Origin of the sequence: Rhodococcus sp. 05-340-2, assembly GCF_002258915.1 — a bacterium.
Classification (GTDB): Bacteria; Actinomycetota; Actinomycetes; order Mycobacteriales; family Mycobacteriaceae; genus Rhodococcoides.
In genome coordinates this window covers 634,949-651,458 of sequence record NZ_NOYU01000027.1, presented here as the reverse complement: position 1 = coordinate 651,458, position 16,510 = coordinate 634,949, and the positions used below count along the sequence as shown (strand labels likewise).

The window sequence follows — 16,510 nt, the reverse complement described above, 5'->3', positions numbered from 1 at the left end:
TCGCTCATCTCAGGCTCCCAGGGTGTCGAGAAGTTCGGTCAGCACTGCGACGGCGTCGACCTTCGCGGTCAGGAATCCATCGGGACGTGTGGTGCCCTCGATGCCGGCGAAGATCTTCTCGGGGCCGGCGAGCAGCACCTGCGTGACGCCTGCGGCCCGCAGTGCATCCACGGCAGTGGCTGCCTCGTCGGCGTATCTCTTGTCGGTTCCGCACACCACCGCTGTGTGAGCTCCGGACGTCTCGACCGATCCGGCGATTCCGTCGACGGTCAGGGGGCCGGGATTGACGGCCTCGATTCCGCCCGACGCCAACAGATTCGACGCGAACGTCGTTCGGACGTTGTGTTCGGCGACGCTGCCCAGCGGTACCAGGAGGACGGTGGGGCGCGCATCGTGCTCGGCCAGAAAAACATCGGAACGGTCCCGGAGGGACTCGAACGCCCGGCCGTAGCGATACACGGTGGCCGAGCCCTGCTGTTCGGTCTGCTGGGGAGTCAGTGGTGCCTCGGCCAGATTGGGAAATTCGTTGACACCGGTCAGCGGAGTCACTCGGTGGGCGATGTCGGAATCTCGTTCGGCGCGAGTCTTCTCGATCGCAGCCACGAGCGAACCGTCGTCGACGGCGGCTCGGAATCCACCCGACGCTTCGACGGTCTGGAAGAACTCCCAGGCCTTCGCGGCGACCGCTGCCGTCAGTTCTTCGATGTACCAGGACCCGGCACCCGGATCCAGAACGCGGCCGAGATGCGCTTCTTCGAGCAGGAGCAGCTGGGTGTTTCGGGCGATGCGGGCCGCGAACGTCTTCGACACCCCGGCTGCGCCGCCGTCGAGTGCCGCATCGAACGGGAGCACGGTCACCGAATCGGCACCGCCGACTCCCGCTCCGAACGAGGCGAGCGTGGTCCGCAGCATGTTCACCCACGGATCCCGCTGCGACATCATCGCTTCCGAGGTCACCGCATGCTGAGGAGCGTCGCCGGCGTCCGGCGCTCCGCACACCTGCGCGATGCGCGCCCACAGCGTGCGAGCGGCCCGGAACTTGGCGATGGTCTGGAACTGATCGTCGGTGGCGGCCAATCGAAACTCGATCTGGCGCAGAGCATCCGAGATGCCGATACCGGCATCGGTCATGGACCGCACGTACTCGAGACCTGCGGCGATCGCCGCACCGAGCTCCTGTGCATCGCCGCCACCGAGGTTGTGGAACACGGTGCCGTCGACCGTGATCGTACGAACCGTCTCGGCACGACCGATCGACTCGCGAGCCAACTCGAGTGCCTCGGCCATCTCTATCGACTCGGTTTCGCCCAATCCGGCTGTGAGAGTGGACACGCCGAGCCGGATGTCCACTGCGGCGCGCTCGTCGACCTCGGCCGAATCGAGCACCCCGAACACCGCGGCTGCCGCTGCGCGAACATCCCCGCGCGCATCGAGCGTCAGCGGGGCGAGCTCGAGGAACACACCACTCAGAACCTCGGGCAGAGCAGTCGGATCGACACCTCCGGTGCCTACCGTCAACCACAGGGCACTGGTGCCGTTGGAGAGCGAATCGAGTATCTGAGTGTTGAGTGTGGAGGCGTCGTCGGCGCCGTCACCGCGGATCGAACCGTGGCGGGTGCACACCTTCCAGCCCGCGTTGACGTCGCGGTGCGGGTCACGTCCCCGCAGGTAGGGGAATCGGCCGGGTAGCGGACCTTCCGGTCGCTCGTCGAATGCGGTGTAGAGCGGGGACACGGTGATCCCGTCGTACGTCGTGGAATCGAGTAGACGTTCGGCGTCGGCGGGCAGATCGGCCACCTCGACCCGACGAGATTTGGCCAGAACACCGGCCACTGCCTTCTGCCAGGCCGCATGAGCGCTGCGTGCGGCATCTTCGTGCGACGCGATGGACACGTGTGCTGCTCCCTCGGTTCGGCGGGTAGTACTGAGCCCGACTTGAAGTGATGCTAACCCCACCGCATAGCAGGTTATCGTGAGGATCACCTCACGTTCGGTCGTGCCGCTCCCCTCTCGAACTCGCCTAAACCCCGAGGTGTCGTCTCGCGCCGGTACGCTGGTCTCTCGTGACCCGGCACCTGCGTGACGTTCGACTGATCGCGCTGCTGGCGGTTGTTGCCGTCTTCGCTCTCGTGGCGGTGTTCGCTCCCCATCCGAGTGTCGAACAGATTCGTGATTGGGGCGTCTCCGTCGGCCCGGCGTTCCCGCTCGTGTTCTTCGCCGTGCACGCGATCGTGACCGTCGCGCCCGTCCCGAGAACCCTGTTCACGCTCAGTGCAGGAGTTCTGTTCGGGCCCCTGACCGGTCTGGCGGTCACCATCGGCGCGTCGACGGTCAGCGCGATTCTGGCGTTGCTGTTGGTCCGCGCGATCGGCCGCGACGCCGTGGCAGCGCGGATGTCCCATTCGGTCCTGGATTCGGTGGACGAGAGTTTGCGGCGACGAGGCTGGCTGGCCGTCGGCTCTCTGCGCCTGATTGCGCCGGTGCCGTTCTCGGTGGTGAACTACGCGTGTGGTGTGTCGGCGGTCCGGCCCGTCCCGTTCGCGCTGGCGACGGCCGTCGGGATGCTGCCGGGCACTCTCGGAATCGTCGTGATCGGCGGAGCGATCGGAGGCGAGACGCATCCGGCGCTGCTGGTGTTGTCTGCGGTCTGTATCGCGATCGGTTTGAGTGGGCTGGTCGTGGATTGGCGTCTCTCGCGCGGTTCGCGGTCCGTGCCTGCACCCGTCGGCGGTCGACAGGTCGGGAACCTTGATTCGGACGAATCAAGCCTTGAAGCTTGACTTGATTACATCAACGATCTAGCCTTGTCCAGATGTTCGTACTGACCGTGGACCAGCGACGCAGTAGACGCGACATCGATCGCGTGCCCGAATTGCTCGATCACTATCGCGACCACGAACTGATCCGGCCCTTCGAGCGCACCGCAGGGGACGAAGTGCAAGCAGTGTGCGAGGACGCCGCCACTGTCGTCTCGATCGCCCTCGAACTGGTCTCGACCCCGCACTGGAGCGTCGGCGTCGGCGTCGGCTCCGTCGAACTCCCGCTCCCCGAGACGACGCGCGCCGGCCGCGGACCGGCGTTCGAGGCAGCCCGAGACGCCGTGACCAGAGCCAAGAACGCCCCGGCCGCACTCGCCGTCAGCGGACCCGACGCCGCTGCCGCCGAGGATGCGGAAACCGCATCGACGTTGGTTGCGCTGCTCGTCATCAGACGCTCGGACCAGGGCCGAGAAGCGGTCGAACTCATGGCACGAGGGTTGTCGCAGACCGACGCGGCCGAACGATTGAAGATCAGCAAACAAGCCATGTCGCAGCGACTCTCGGTAGCCGGCTGGCACGTCGAGAACGCGGGCCGCACCCTGGCGACTCGATTGCTCGACGCCGCGAACACGACGGGAACCCATCGGCCATGATCGTCGCAACCCTGGTGCTACTCGCGCTGGCCGCAGTTGCCGCCACAGTCCCCGCCGGGACCGGAATTCGCCGATGGTTGCCGACCGTGGCCGCGTCGAGTCTGCTCGCGGCAGCGGCAGTCCTGGCCACGGTGGCCGGACCGGCCTACGGTCTCGGCCATGCCATCGGAGTCGTCCTGAGCGTCGCCGCTGCCGCCCTCGGTGGAACAGCAGTGGTACCCACAGTGTTTCGTGTCGCACGACGACAGAACGACTCGACCGGAGAAAATCCGGTCGAGCCGCTTCGTGGTGGACTGACCATCGGCATCCTCGAACGCGTGGCCGTCGCCGTGTCGATCCTCGCCGGCTGGCCGGAAGGGATCGCCATCGTGCTGGCAGTCAAGGGACTCGCGCGCTATCCCGAACTGCGCGAATCCCATGCCTCCGAACAATTCATCATCGGCACCTTCGCCAGCGTGCTGTGGGCCCTCGCCGCTGCCGGCGTCGGAACCGCCTTGATCAGCTGACCGAGGCAGACCTCAGCGCTGTTCCGGCTCCGCCTCCGGCGACGCCGCCAAGGCACCGACGTCGAAACCCTTCGACAGTTCGGGCGACGCAGCCAACGAGGTGTCTACCGGCTTGCGTGCCACTGCTTCTGCAGCCTTGACCGCCTCGGCGACCGCCGGATCGGTCTTGGTCTCGAACCATTCGGCCACCTCGTCCGAGTCGTCCTCGGGCTTGGGCTCGTTGCCGGCCGACTCGTTGGGCTCGTAGCGGAACACACCGTCCTCGCCGGGCGCACCGAGCGTCTTGGCGAAGCCCTTGAGCGCATCGCCGAAATCGCTCGGAATCATCCACACCTTGTTCGCATCGCCCTGCGCCATCTGCGGCAGCGTCTGCATGTACTGGTACGCCAGCAACTCGGGCGTCGGCTTGCCGGCCTTGATGGCACCGAACACCTTCTCGATGGCCTTGGCCTGGCCCTGAGCTTCGAGATACTTCGCAGCTCGATCACCCTGTGCCCGCAGGATGCGCGACTGCCGCTCACCCTCGGCGGTGAGAATGGATGCCTGCTTGCCACCCTCGGCTGCAAGAATTCGACTCTGCTTGTCGCCCTCGGCCGTCTTGATCGCCGATTCACGATGACCTTCGGCGGTGAGGATGGTCGCTCGCTTCTCGCGATCGGCCTTCATCTGCTTCTCCATCGATTCCTGGATCGAGGGCGGCGGATCGATGCTCTTGAGCTCCACTCGGGCCACTCGCAGGCCCCAGCGGCCGGTTGCCTCGTCCAGCACGACGCGAAGTTGACCGTTGATCGAATCACGCGACGTCAGAGTCTCTTCCAGCGTCATTCCGCCGACGACGTTACGCAGCGTGGTGGTGGTCAACTGCTCGACGCCGACGATGTAGTTGTTGATCTCGTACACGGCCGACTGCGGGTTCGTCACCTGGAAGTACACGACGGTGTCGATCGACACGGTCAGGTTGTCCTTGGTGATCACCGGCTGAGGGGGGAACGACACGACCCGCTCACGCAGGTCGACCTTCGCACGGATGCGATCGACGAACGGAACGAGAAACGTGAGCTGCCCGGACACGGTACGGGTGTAACGGCCCAGCCGTTCGATCACGGCGGCCTCGGCTTGCGGGACGATCGAGATGGACTTGGCCATCAACACCGCGACGAACGCGACGATGACAGCCAGTGCGATGAGTGCTTCCACTGGCTACGGTCCCTTCCATACGACGGCGGTTGCGCCGTCTATTTCCATCACGGTCACGGTGGTGCCAGGGGCATAGACCTCGGTCTCGTCGAGTGGACGAGCGGTCCACACCTCACCACCGAGCTTGATCTGGCCTTCGTGGGCAGTGACCTGTTCGAGAACGACCGCACTCTTGCCGGTGAGTGCGGCCATACCCATCGGAGTATCGGGCGGAGTCGCGAAGCGTCGCAACAGAATCGGGCGCAAACCGAGAACCAGTGCCAACGACAGAACACCGAAGACGATCGCATCGGCCCACACCGGAAAATCTGTCAGAGCAGAGACCCCAGCAGTGCCGAGCGCGCCGCCGGCGATCATCAGAAGAAAGAAGTCGCCCGTCAGTGCCTCGGCACCGGCGAGAACCACTGCCGCTATGAGCCAAATGATCGCTGCCACAGCCTCCATCCAATCACGAATCGGACATCCGGCGGTGGATCAGCTGCTCAGGATGGCTGCTCGGTCACGAAGTCGACCAATTGTTCGACAGCGCCGATCAACGGTGCCTCGAGATCCCGGAAGCTCGACACCGACGAATACACCCGACGCCATCCCTCTCGCGGACTCCCCCACCCCAGCTCTCGGCAGATCCCGGTCTTCCAATCCTCGCCCCGCGGAATCTTCGGCCAGGCATCGATACCGACAGCAGCGGGCTTGACCGCCTCCCAGACGTCGATGAACGGATGACCGGTGACCAGAACGTGCTCGCCCAGCGACCTCGTCAACTTCGACTCCTTGGACCCGGACACCAAATGGTCCACCAGCACTCCGACGCGACGGCCGGGGCCAGGACCGAAATCCGCCAACCGTTCCCCCAGATTGTCCAGACCCTCGAGATGCTCGACGACCACGCCCTCCACCCGAAGATCGTGTCCCCACACACTTTCCACCAGGGCCGCGTCGTGCACGCCCTCGACCCAGATGCGGCTGGCACGGGCGGTGCGCGCGCGCAGTCCCTCGACTTTGGTCGAGCCGGACGCAGAACGCGTCGGTGCCGCCGCTGCCGCCGCAGGCTTGGGCCGAACCAGGGTGACCCGACGTCCGTCGATCAGGAACGCTGCCTCGCGCAGGGCGAACAGCCGCGTCGTGCGGGCACCGTCCTCGAGCCGGACGAAATCTCCGTCGTAGGTGCGCTCGAAGCCGACCACCGCACCGCAGTACCCGGTACCGGCGTCTTCGACCACCAGTCCCCGCTCGGCCGACACCTCCGGTGCCGGAACCTTCCGCATGCGACTGTGCCCTTTGAGAATGTCTCCGCCGTACATGTCGTTCACGGCGACCAACGCTAGCGACACCGGCGTCCCGAGCACGGTTCGCCACGCCGACCTATGCTCGTGAGTCGTGTGTTCCTCCAGTACGAGTCTCGCCCTGTGGGCCGGTTCCTGGCTGGCCGGTGCCAGCTCGCCCGACGATGTCATCGACGCCATGTCCGAGTGGGCACCGATGCATCTCGTGGGTGCGGGCGATGCGGACGCGGCCACCGATTTCGGGCTGCAGTACCCCGGCTACGCCGATGGGATCGCAGGCTTGCTGCACGCGATCCGAGCGGCTGCCACTGCGTCGACGCCCGCGGCCGGGGACGATCGGGTCAAGCTCGTTCTGCCCGCTCCCGGCGCGGTGAGCGGCCTCCCTGCGAACACGGACTTCTCACGAGCTGCTCTCGGCACCGGTCAGGCGGTGGTGATCGGGACCTCGGGTAACGCCGGCATCGGTGTGGTGCCCGTCGTGGAGGGACCGGATGTGTTGCGTTGGACCGTGTATTCGATCGTCGTCCCCGAGCACGGTCGTCGGGATCAGGGCCTGGGTGAGGCCGAGTACGAGATGCGTGAAGCCGTGCGCGGCGCGGCGGACGCGCTCGCGCAGATGCAGTCGCTACCCACCCGAACCCTCGACACCGATCCGCGCACCCGTATCGCCGCACTGATCGCCGACGCGGCACGGCATCGCTACCCGGCCGACATGTCCGACAGAGCGTTCCGCGTCCTCGAATCGGCTGATCGGGTCGCCGCGATTCTGACGGTCGCAGCGGGATCGGCTCCGTCGGAGACACCGACCGCGTCGGCAGCCGCAGCACGTGAAGAGCTCGTTCGACCGCTGTGGGCTGCGGTGCGTACCGCGCGCACCATCGCGGTCGCGACGAGCATCGAAGCGGCGATGCATTCCGCCTGACACCCCTCGGCAGCGGGGTGTCAGGCGGATACGTTCACGACGTGGCAGCGGCGGGCCTGGACGGCCGGGTGGGCTGCTCACAGCACCCGACAGCGCAGCGACTGCCGTCCAGCGTCGAACCGTAGCCGGGCACACTGCCGAGGCCGCGGCATCGACCACCGACTCGGTATTCGTCCACGAGCTCGCGAATCATTCGCGGGAAACGCGCGTCGGATCCGGGCGTGCCCGCGCGAGCGAAGGCCATACCGAGTTCGCCGGCCTTCTCCTCCGCCTCGGTGTCGAGATCCCACACGACCTCGAGGTGGTCGGACACGAATCCGATCGGACACACGATCACGGCGTCGACGGACTTCTCCGACAGCGCTTCGAGGTGATCGCAGATGTCGGGGTCGAGCCACGGCACCTGCGGGGGTCCGGAGCGGGACTGCCACACCAGGTCGTAGTCGTCGACGCCCGACGCGGCCGCGACGAGCCTCGAGGCCTCGGCCACCTGACGGCTGTAGAGATGACCGCCGTCCTCGGGCGGGCCGGCGTTGGCGTCGGCGGCCGAGGGAATGGAGTGTGCAGTGAACACCAGACGCGCACCGGCGCGGTTCTGCTCGGGTAGCGAGGCTCGCGCCGTTGCCACGGCGTCGCTGAACGCGTCGACCATCAGCGGGTGGTCGTAGTACTGCCGAATCTTGAGCAGATGGGGCGCATCGTCGCCGACGGCGGCGCGGGCCCGAGCGATGTCCTCGTGGTACTGCCTGCATCCGGAGTATCCGCCCCACGCGGAGGTGGGAAACACGAGGGCGTTCGTGATTCCGTCGGACTTCATGGTCGCTACGGTGTCCTCGATCATCGGGTGCCAGTTGCGGTTTCCGAAATAGATCGGCAGATCCACTCCGGCGGAATCGAATTCGACGCGGAGTGCGTCGATGATGTCTCGGTTGAGCCGGTTGATGGGAGAGACTCCCCCGAAATGCATGTAGTGCTCGACGACGGCATCGAGCCGCTCGGGAGGCACCCCGCGTCCGCGAGTGACGTTCTCCAGGAACGGGCGTACGTCGGCGGGCTGTTCCGGCCCGCCGAACGAGAGCACCAACAATGCGTCGAAGTCTCCAGGGGTGGTCATGTTTCCATTGTGCCCCCGTCGCAGACCGGCCCCGGCGGGGGTCCGATCGGCGAACGAAACCTCTCGGTGAGCGAAACCACGTGCGGTTCCGCCCACCGCGGCATCACATGTTCTCGGGCAGGTACGTGTTGTGGCTGGCTCCGCCGTCGACGTACACGATGGATCCGGTGGTGCCGGGCAGCCAATCCGAGAGCAACGCGACGATGGACTTCGCGACGACGGTCGGGTCGTTGACGTCCCAACCGATGGGAGCGGCACCGTCCCAGTACACGTTCAGCTGGTCCATCTTGGCGGCATCACCGGTCGCGGTACCCGCAATCGCCTTGGCGGCAAGAGTTCTGATCGGCCCTGCTGCAACAAGATTGGAGCGGATGCGCTTGGCGGCGCCCACTTCCCTGGCGACGTAGCGGTTGACCGATTCGAGTGCAGCCTTGGCCACACCCATCCAGTTGTAGTACGGCATCGAGGTGCGGGGGTCGAAGTCCATTCCGACGATGGAGCCGCCCTCGTTCATGACCGGGAGCACGGCGCGCGCGAGCGATGCGTAGCTCCACGCGGAGATCTCGAATGCTCTCGCGGCATCGGGGCCGGGGCCATCGAGGAACGGCTTGGCGTCCGGTCCCATCAGGGTGCGGGGTGCGAACGCGATGGAGTGCAGAACTCCGTCGATGCCCTCGGGGGCCACTTCGCGCACTCGGTCCGCCAGGGCGGCGAGGTGCTCCTCGTTGGTGGCGTCGAGCTCGATCGCCGGGGGCACCTCCTTGGGCAGACGCTGCGCGATGCGGTCGATGAGCCGGAGCCGATCGAAGCCGGTGATGATCACCTTGGCGCCCTGCTCCTGCGCCATCGCTGCGGCGTGGAACGCGATCGAGGCGTCGGTGATGATGCCGGTGATGAGAATGGTCTTGCCTTCGAGCAATCCGCCCATAGTGCTGTATTCCTTGCTTTCGGAGATGAAATCGATGACATCCAACTTGAAAAGTATTGTGCGAGAGCGACTCTCAGTGGCCCATGCCCATGCCGCCGTCGACGGGGATCACGGCACCGGACACGTAGGAGGAGTCGGGGCCCGCCAGGAAGCTCACCACTGCCGCGACGTCCTCGGGCTGACCCAGACGCTGAAGCGGAATGAATTCCTTGGCCTTGCCGCGCAAGTCGTCCGAGAGTTCTGCGGTCATGTCGGTTTCGATGAACCCCGGGGACACGACGTTCGCCGTGATGGACCGCGAACCCAGTTCCCTCGTGATCGACCGAGCCATGCCGATGACTCCCGCCTTGGACGCCGCGTAGTTGATCTGCCCCGGTCCGCCGGCCATGGCCACGACCGAACTCAGGAAGATCATCCGGCCCCAGCGCGCGCGCAGCATGGCGCGGTTGGCGCGCTTGGCGACGCGGAAGGCTCCGGTGAGGTTCGCGTCGATGACACGCTGGAACTGGTCCTCGGTCATGCGCATCAGAAGCGTGTCGTCGGTGATACCGGCGTTGGCCACGAGCACCTCGACCGGTCCCTGCTTCTCCTCGACCTCCTTGAAGGCCGCGTCGACCGAGGCGGAGTCGGTGACGTCGCAGACGACTCCGAACAGACCGTCGGGCGCTCCCGATCCGCGGTGGGTGACGGCCACCTTGTGTCCGTCGGCGTGGAGCCGCTGGGCAATGGCAAGACCGATTCCCCGGTTACCTCCGGTGACGAGTACCGATCGCGCGATGAAGTCAGGTGTGGACATGCCTAGCAACCTATCTGTTCGTCCTGGAATGACAAAGCGAAACTTACTGGTGAGTAATAACAGCGATCACGGCAATCGTTGCCGCATCACCAATGCCGAACCCAACCCCGACGAGATGAACAGGACCCCGAGAATCAACCAGGGACGCGACGCGTCTCCGCGAGTGATCTCGAAACCGATCTGCTCCTCCAGGGTGTCGTACACGTCGCGGAGATCCTCGAGCGACGACGCGGTGAAGAAGCTGCCACCGGAAAGAGCCGCGATCTCACGCAGGGACGGATCGTCGACGGGTACCGGCACCCGTTCGACCCCGGCCTCGTCCTCGATTTCGACCGAGCCGTAGCTGGTACCGAACGAGATCGTGGAGATCGGCACGCCTTTGTCCTTGGCTGCCCGCGCTGCGGTGTACCCGCCGCGTGGGTCGTCGAGGTTCTGCGGAACGGTCTGCTTACCGTCCGAGAGCAGCACGATGCGCGCCGGAGGAGCCGCGTCGCCGCCGCCGAGTATCGCTCCGAGAGTGTCGATCGACTGGAGCGAGGTGAAGATCGCCTCGCCGGTGGCCGTTCGCTCGCTGAGCTGCAGCTTGTCGATGGCGGACTTGGTGGCTTCGCGGTTGGCCGTGGGCGAGACCAGAACCGACGCCGTACCGGCGAACGCGACCAATCCGAGATTGATACCGGGCGTCAGACCGTCTGCGAAGGATTTTGCTGCTTCCTGCGCGGCTGCCAACCGAGTCGGCTCGACGTCGGTGGCCTCCATGGACAGCGACACGTCGATCACGAGCATGACGGTCGCCCGGTTCCGCGGCACGCGCTCGTCCGCCGTCGGGCCTGCCAGTGCGACTGTGAGGAACAGCAAACCGACCAGCACCAGTGCGGTGGGCAGATGACGTAACCGGTTCGGCCGATCGGGCGCGACGGACTCGAGCAGTTCCATGTTGGAGAACCGCAGTACGTGCTTCTGCTTGCGCCGCTGAATCCAGACGTAGCCGACCGTCAGCGCGATGACGACGACGAGGAATCCGAGCCACCACGGCGACGCGAAATCGGTCAGGCTCATCGCGAACCCGCCCGAGCGGTGTTGGTGAAGCCTGACCCGATGGTGTGCCTGCGTGCGGTCACGAACCGTACGACGTCGGCGATCCAGTCACCGTCGGTGCGGAGCGTCAATCGAGGTGCACCGCACCGCCGCAGCGCCTTCTCCACATCGTCGCGGTGCGCAGCTGCTGCGCGCGCGAAATCTGCCCGCAACCGCGGCGTCGTACTGAATTCGCGAGTGCGGCCGGATTCCGGGTCGTGGAGAACGACGTCACCGACGTCGGGCAGTTCCAGATCACGTGGGTCGAGTACCTCGACGGCCAGCACGTCGTGCCGAGCGGAGATGGCACGAAGGGAGCGCTCCCAATCGATCGGCCCGAGAAAGTCGCTGATCACCACAGCCATCCCGCGGCGGCGTTCGGGCCGTCGTAGCGCTTCGATGGCAGCACGCAGGTCACCGCGCACACCGTCGGCCGCGGACGGCGTCGTGGCTATCGCCCGGAGCATCGATTGAGTGTGCACGCGGCCGCCCCGTGCCGGAATGCGGTTGGTGTCGGCACCGGTGGCAACCACCGCGCCGATCCGATTGCCGCCACCGCCGGACAGATGAGTGATGGCAGCCGAGGCCGCGACCGCAAGATCCCGCTTCTCGCACCCGGTGGTGCCGAAGTCGAGGCTGGCCGACAAGTCGACCACGAGCCAGGTCTCCAGCTCGCGGTCGGCCACGGATTGCCGCACGTGCGGATGCGTCGTACGCGCGGTGACCGACCAATCCATCTGACGGACATCGTCGCCCGGCTGGTACTCCCTGGCGTCACCCGGCTCGGATCCCGGTCCGGGAATCAACCCGAGATGGTCGCCGTGCAGAACCCCGTCCAGCCGTCGACGCACCGTCAGCTCCAGAGTTCGCAGTGCTGCGGCCAACTTCGGATCGCGCAGCTCACCCGAGCGGAACGACGGTGGCCGGGCTACGACGGCTCTGCCTGCGGTCGCGGGCGCGGTGTCGGATCCGCTCACTGCCCCGGCGTACCGATCGACGATCCGTCACCCGACGGCTTCTGCAACGACGGCGCCTGCTGGCCGTACTGACCGCCCTGCGGAGGCTGCTGAGATCCTGGCTGCTGCGACTGCGGCGGCTGTCCCTGTCCGGGGAACTGGCCCGGAGCGGGGAACTGGCCGGGGGCCGGGAACTGCCCCTGCGCCGGGTAGGGACCCTGCGGCTGACGTCCGTCGAAGTGCGGGCCGCCCGGACCGGCTCCGTTGCTCTGCGGAACCGGTACCGCCTGCGGTGACACCTGCGGCAACCCGACGGTCTGCAGTACCCGAGAGATGACCGTCTCGGGGGTCACCTCGTCGGCCAGAGCGTCGTAGGACAGCACGAGACGGTGCCGGAGCACGTCGGGAATGACCTCGAGTACGTCCTGGGGAACGACGTAGTCGCGACCGCGGAGCAGAGCCAGTGCGCGCGAGGCCGCGATGATGCCGAGCGTCGCACGCGGCGATGCACCGTAGGCGATCCAGCTGCCCACATCGTCCATACCGAACTGCTCGGGAGTTCGGGTAGCCGCGATGACCCGCACCACGTAGTCGACGAGCGCGTGGTGCACGAACACCGAGCTGGCCAGATTCTGCAGGCGAACCAACTCGACCGGGTCCAGGATCTGCTTGGGCTCGGGAGCTTTGATGCCCATGCGGTAGACGATCTCGCGTTCTTCCTCGACCGTCGGGTAGTCGACGACGATCTTGAACAGAAATCTGTCTCGCTGAGCTTCGGGAAGGGGGTACACGCCCTCGTTCTCGATGGGGTTCTGCGTTGCCATCACCAGGAACGGATCGGGCATCGGAAACGTCTTGCCACCGATGGTCACGTGTCGTTCCGCCATGACCTCCAGCAGTGCGGACTGCACCTTGGCCGGCGCTCGGTTGATCTCGTCGGCCAACACGAAGTTCGCCACCACGGGTCCGAGTTCGGTGTCGAACTCCTCACGGCCCTGACGGTAGATGCGGGTGCCGACGAGGTCGGTGGGAACCAGGTCGGGGGTGAACTGAACTCGCGAGAACGAGCCGCCCACCACACGTGCGAAGGTCTCGACGGCAAGGGTCTTGGCGACGCCGGGTACGCCCTCGAGCAACACGTGTCCGCGGGCGAGCAACCCCACCAGAATGCGCTCGACGAGGCGATCCTGACCGACGATCACACGCTTGACCTCGTACACGGCCTTCTCGAGAAGCTGGACGTCCTCGGCCAGGGACGGACTGTCCACTCGCGTCGGCTCCACACCCGGTGGATTCGGAGTCGGAGACTCGACTCGCGTCGACCCCTCGTCGTTCGAAATCCGGCCGTCACGTGATGTCACCAAGAATTCACCGCTTTCAGTCGATCGTCGTCGGGCTCGTTTCGTACCGCCGCAACCAACTATTCCAGGTGATCGGTATGCGCGCCGAAAGGCGCCCCCGACCCACGGGCCGGAGTGGAGCCTGCGGGAACGACTCTGGAGTCCGGAGAGGCGCCTGATCGCACTCAGGACACCATGCGCACGGCGTACGGCGTCATTCCGCTGTATCGCACGTCGGACACCTTGACCACCGAACCGGACTGGGGAGCTTCGAGCATCTTGCCGTCGCCGAGGTAGAGCGCGACGTGTTGGCTGGCGTTGGGTCCGTAGAAGATCATGTCGCCACGCTTCATGTCCGAGGACGGCACCTGCTTGCCCGCTGTGTACTGGTAGCCGGTGTAGTGCGGCAACGAGATTCCCAGGCCGGCGAAGGCATAGATCATCAAGCCCGAGCAGTCGAAGCCGACCTTGTTGTAGTCGCCGTAGCTGTCCGCGACTCCGCCGTCCCTGATGCCCTTGGTCGGCCCGTTCTCGTCGCCGCCACCCCACGAGTACGGCACGCCGAGCTGGCTCATTCCACGGTCGATCGCCAACTCGACGGCTGCGCTTCCGGTGACCGACGGGGTCGTGGACGTCTTCGGTTTGGTCGGCGTCTTCGGTTTGGTGGGAGTGGTCGCGGTGGAGCTGTCGGTATCGGTCGACGCGCTGGCGTCCTCGTCGACGTCCACGTGTGAACGCTGGCCTTCGGCAATGGCCGCCGCGCGTTGCTGCGCCGCCAGGTTCGCCGATACTCGCGCAGCTGCCTGTACAGCAGCTTCCTTCGCCGCGGCCGTGGCGGCGGCGATGGCCGCGTCCTCGGCCGCCTTCTGCGCCTCCCAGGTGCCGTACGCCGCACGCTGGTCCTGCAGACCGGCGACGTTGCTGCGGGCGGCGTCGAGTTCGGTCTGCGCCGAGTCACGCTGTGCTTCGATCGTGGCCTTCCGGTCGGCCTCGGCCTGCAGCGCTGCCTGCGCCTCCGCGATGGCCTGCTCGGCCTCTGCCTTCTTGGCCTCGGCTTCCGAGGCGGCCGCGTCGGCCTGCTGCTTGGATTCTCGCGCCGCCGAATCGCGGTTCGCCTGCTCGGTTCGGGCCCGCTGCAAGCCGTCGAGTACCGCGTTCTGGCTGTTGGAGAGCACCTTGAGGACCTGGGCGCGGTCCAGGACGTCGTCCGGTCCGCTGGATCCGAGGAACGATGCCATCGAGGCGACGCCGGAGCCCTGGGTGTAGCTGGATTTGGCGAACGCGTCGAACTTGGCCTGGGCTGCCTGGATCTGGGTGCCTGCATCGGCAAGTGCCTGCTGCGCAGCACCGACGACGGCGGCAGCGACATCGGCCGCGTCACGTGCATTCTGCAGATCGACCAAGGCCTTGTTGACGCCTTCTCGCTTCGATGCGACCTCGTCGTCGAGTTGGGCGAGCTGCTGGTTGGCCGACGCGATCGCGTCGATCAGCAGGCCGACCTGGCCCAGACTCGAATCGACGGCGCTACCCGCAGCGGCGAGATCGGTGTCCGACGGGTTGGGCGGTGGCGGTGGTACCGCGGCGGCAACCCCGGGAAGGGTCGCCGTCAACGCGAGAACGAGTCCTGCGCCAACCAGCACGAATCGGGTACGGACGAGTGCACGGCGGTGAGTTCCGCGGACTTGACGTCGGCTCACAAATGTCTCCCTCGGGTCCGGCATTCACTCGGGTTCGCACAGAACCGTCGTGCCGTCGAGGTGCCCTCCGTCCTCCACCCCGATCGCAGGTGACGGTGAGCGCTCTCGCCGGGCGGGAAAGAAACACGCAGCGATACGACAGGTGCGAACCACGTCAGTCACACCCGAAGCAGTGGCCTCCCGAGTTCCCCACGGATGACAACCGCCTTCTGCGACACTCCTTCCCCAGCAGTGCCAATGGCACCGTACGACACTTCGCACCCTAAAGAAACTCCAGTCACAAATGACACATTGGTAATTCCACCAGGCACAACGCCGTGAACTCGGTGTTTACCGGAAACAATTTTTCCGACTTTTTCGGGCGACCTCACGGTCACGATCGCAACCGGGTCGAACGGTGTGAGCGTCGGTCACTCGAACGACACTCGGGCCGAGCGTGCTCAGTCGACGACGGACTCGCTGCGCGCATGATCGTTCGACTCCGAACGAGAGCGATATCTGCGGACCTTGACGGCAGCAGTCAGGGTCGCAACCGCGGCGACCACGATCACCAGGCCGCCCGTGAGCAGACCCCACGGTGTCTGATCCTCGACCAGGGTGTCGACGAAATTGTCTGCGGCGACGACGTGGTTGCCGGTGTAGGTACGGTCCTGGCCTGCCTCGAGGGTCACCCGACTGATCGAGTCGCTGAACGAGCCGACCTGGCCGGGGCTGAGCACGAGAACCGTGCCACCCTCGCGTGCTCCGACAGCGGTGGCGAGATCCCGCAGTTGCGAGTCGTGGCGAGGTTCGTTCGGGACGATCACGATGCTCAGATCGATGCCGTGATCCTCGGCGCGCGCGACGGCCGAGGACAGCCCGGCTTCCTCGTCGGCGGGTGCGCTGACGCCGGACTCGCGGACCGTGGCGACGATGCTGTCGACATCCAGACCTGCCGGTATGTCGGTGGCAAGCGGGGAAACGGCGTGAATCGGCTCAGGCATCTCTCGTCCAGTCGGTAGGAACCAGTCGGGTCGAACCCTACGTCACCGACGTACCCACACCTGGTAGGCCCGCAGGTCCGGCGCAACTACTGAGGTCGCCCTTCATTGCGTAGCCGGGAGCACTACGTGAGGATCGTCGTGTGGATCGGTCTCTCGACACCCACCGAGAACCCGACCGCAGGTTTTCACAGGACAAGCGTACTGTTAGACTTTCATCGAGACACTGACCGAGCGTCCGCCTCGAACTCTCAGCCCCGAGATTCGAGGCCGGGGCCCACGGCCAGCGCCTCGCTTCAACC

At 66.0% G+C, this 16,510-nt stretch carries 16 protein-coding genes; 4 read left to right on the top strand and 12 right to left on the bottom strand.

From position 1 onward, the window contains the following. Positions 1–9: 9 nt before the first annotated feature. Positions 10–1,893 (bottom strand): methylmalonyl-CoA mutase small subunit, encoded by a 1,884-nt coding sequence (mutA, locus tag CH271_RS18090; RefSeq protein WP_094634387.1) that lies wholly within the window; start codon positions 1,891–1,893, stop codon positions 10–12. Positions 1,894–2,063: 170 nt separating this feature from the next. On the opposite strand from mutA, the gene CH271_RS18085 reads away from it, so the two are divergent. The 3 genes from CH271_RS18085 to CH271_RS18075 are packed head-to-tail and all read left to right on the top strand — an operon-like array spanning position 2,064 to position 3,918. Next, on the top strand, positions 2,064–2,780 hold the full coding sequence (locus CH271_RS18085; protein ID WP_094634386.1) for a TVP38/TMEM64 family protein: 717 nt from the start codon (positions 2,064–2,066) through the stop codon (positions 2,778–2,780). 32 nt (positions 2,781–2,812) lie between these two features. Then, the gene (locus CH271_RS18080; RefSeq protein ID WP_094634385.1) at positions 2,813–3,412 is read left to right on the top strand and encodes a hypothetical protein; all 600 of its coding nucleotides are present in this window, start codon (positions 2,813–2,815) and stop codon (positions 3,410–3,412) included. Next, a complete protein-coding gene (locus tag CH271_RS18075) occupies positions 3,409–3,918 on the top strand; it encodes a hypothetical protein (RefSeq protein ID WP_094634384.1) in 510 nt (169 codons plus the stop codon). Before CH271_RS18080 ends, CH271_RS18075 begins: the two co-directional genes overlap by 4 nt. 12 nt (positions 3,919–3,930) lie before the next feature. Here CH271_RS18075 and CH271_RS18070 read toward each other — a convergent pair whose 3' ends face one another. Genes CH271_RS18070 through CH271_RS18060 form a run of 3 tightly spaced genes read right to left on the bottom strand, consistent with a single transcriptional unit; the run spans position 3,931 to position 6,416 of the window. Next, positions 3,931–5,115 carry an SPFH domain-containing protein gene (locus tag CH271_RS18070; RefSeq protein WP_094634383.1) on the bottom strand — a complete coding sequence of 395 codons (1,185 nt, stop codon included), beginning with the start codon at positions 5,113–5,115 and terminating at the stop codon, positions 3,931–3,933. 3 nt (positions 5,116–5,118) lie between these two features. Next, on the bottom strand, positions 5,119–5,550 hold the full coding sequence (locus CH271_RS18065) for an NfeD family protein (protein ID WP_037190035.1): 432 nt from the start codon (positions 5,548–5,550) through the stop codon (positions 5,119–5,121). A 47-nt stretch (positions 5,551–5,597) separates the two neighbouring features. Beyond that, positions 5,598–6,416 (bottom strand): DUF3097 domain-containing protein, encoded by an 819-nt coding sequence (locus CH271_RS18060; RefSeq protein WP_094634593.1) that lies wholly within the window; start codon positions 6,414–6,416, stop codon positions 5,598–5,600. A gap of 76 nt (positions 6,417–6,492) precedes the next feature. On the opposite strand from CH271_RS18060, the gene CH271_RS18055 reads away from it, so the two are divergent. Next, entirely contained in the window at positions 6,493–7,320 is an 828-nt protein-coding gene (locus tag CH271_RS18055; RefSeq protein ID WP_179274665.1) for a hypothetical protein, read from the top strand. A gap of 34 nt (positions 7,321–7,354) precedes the next feature. Here CH271_RS18055 and CH271_RS18050 read toward each other — a convergent pair whose 3' ends face one another. The 8 genes from CH271_RS18050 to CH271_RS18015 form a co-directional block, all read right to left on the bottom strand. Next, positions 7,355–8,434, bottom strand: a complete 1,080-nt coding sequence (locus tag CH271_RS18050) for a ferrochelatase (RefSeq protein WP_094634592.1) — start codon at positions 8,432–8,434, stop codon at positions 7,355–7,357. Between the two features lie 103 nt (positions 8,435–8,537). Continuing rightward, entirely contained in the window at positions 8,538–9,362 is an 825-nt protein-coding gene (inhA, locus tag CH271_RS18045) for an NADH-dependent enoyl-ACP reductase InhA (protein WP_032377850.1), read from the bottom strand. Positions 9,363–9,435: 73 nt separating this feature from the next. Continuing rightward, positions 9,436–10,158, bottom strand: coding sequence for a 3-oxoacyl-ACP reductase FabG1 (gene fabG1, locus CH271_RS18040; RefSeq protein WP_037189347.1), 723 nt, complete (start codon positions 10,156–10,158; stop codon positions 9,436–9,438). A gap of 66 nt (positions 10,159–10,224) precedes the next feature. Then, positions 10,225–11,217: a VWA domain-containing protein gene (locus tag CH271_RS18035; RefSeq protein WP_037189348.1), complete on the bottom strand. Its 993-nt coding sequence runs from the start codon at positions 11,215–11,217 to the stop codon at positions 10,225–10,227. Then, positions 11,214–12,212 carry a DUF58 domain-containing protein gene (locus tag CH271_RS18030; protein ID WP_037189349.1) on the bottom strand — a complete coding sequence of 333 codons (999 nt, stop codon included), beginning with the start codon at positions 12,210–12,212 and terminating at the stop codon, positions 11,214–11,216. Before CH271_RS18030 ends, CH271_RS18035 begins: the two co-directional genes overlap by 4 nt. Then, positions 12,209–13,474: an AAA family ATPase gene (locus CH271_RS18025; RefSeq protein WP_373453573.1), complete on the bottom strand. Its 1,266-nt coding sequence runs from the start codon at positions 13,472–13,474 to the stop codon at positions 12,209–12,211. Before CH271_RS18025 ends, CH271_RS18030 begins: the two co-directional genes overlap by 4 nt. 242 nt (positions 13,475–13,716) lie before the next feature. Next, positions 13,717–15,252: an NlpC/P60 family protein gene (locus tag CH271_RS18020; RefSeq protein WP_441347151.1), complete on the bottom strand. Its 1,536-nt coding sequence runs from the start codon at positions 15,250–15,252 to the stop codon at positions 13,717–13,719. 416 nt (positions 15,253–15,668) lie between these two features. Continuing rightward, entirely contained in the window at positions 15,669–16,211 is a 543-nt protein-coding gene (locus CH271_RS18015) for an Rv1476 family membrane protein (RefSeq protein WP_094634380.1), read from the bottom strand. Between the last annotated feature and the right edge of the window lie 299 nt (positions 16,212–16,510).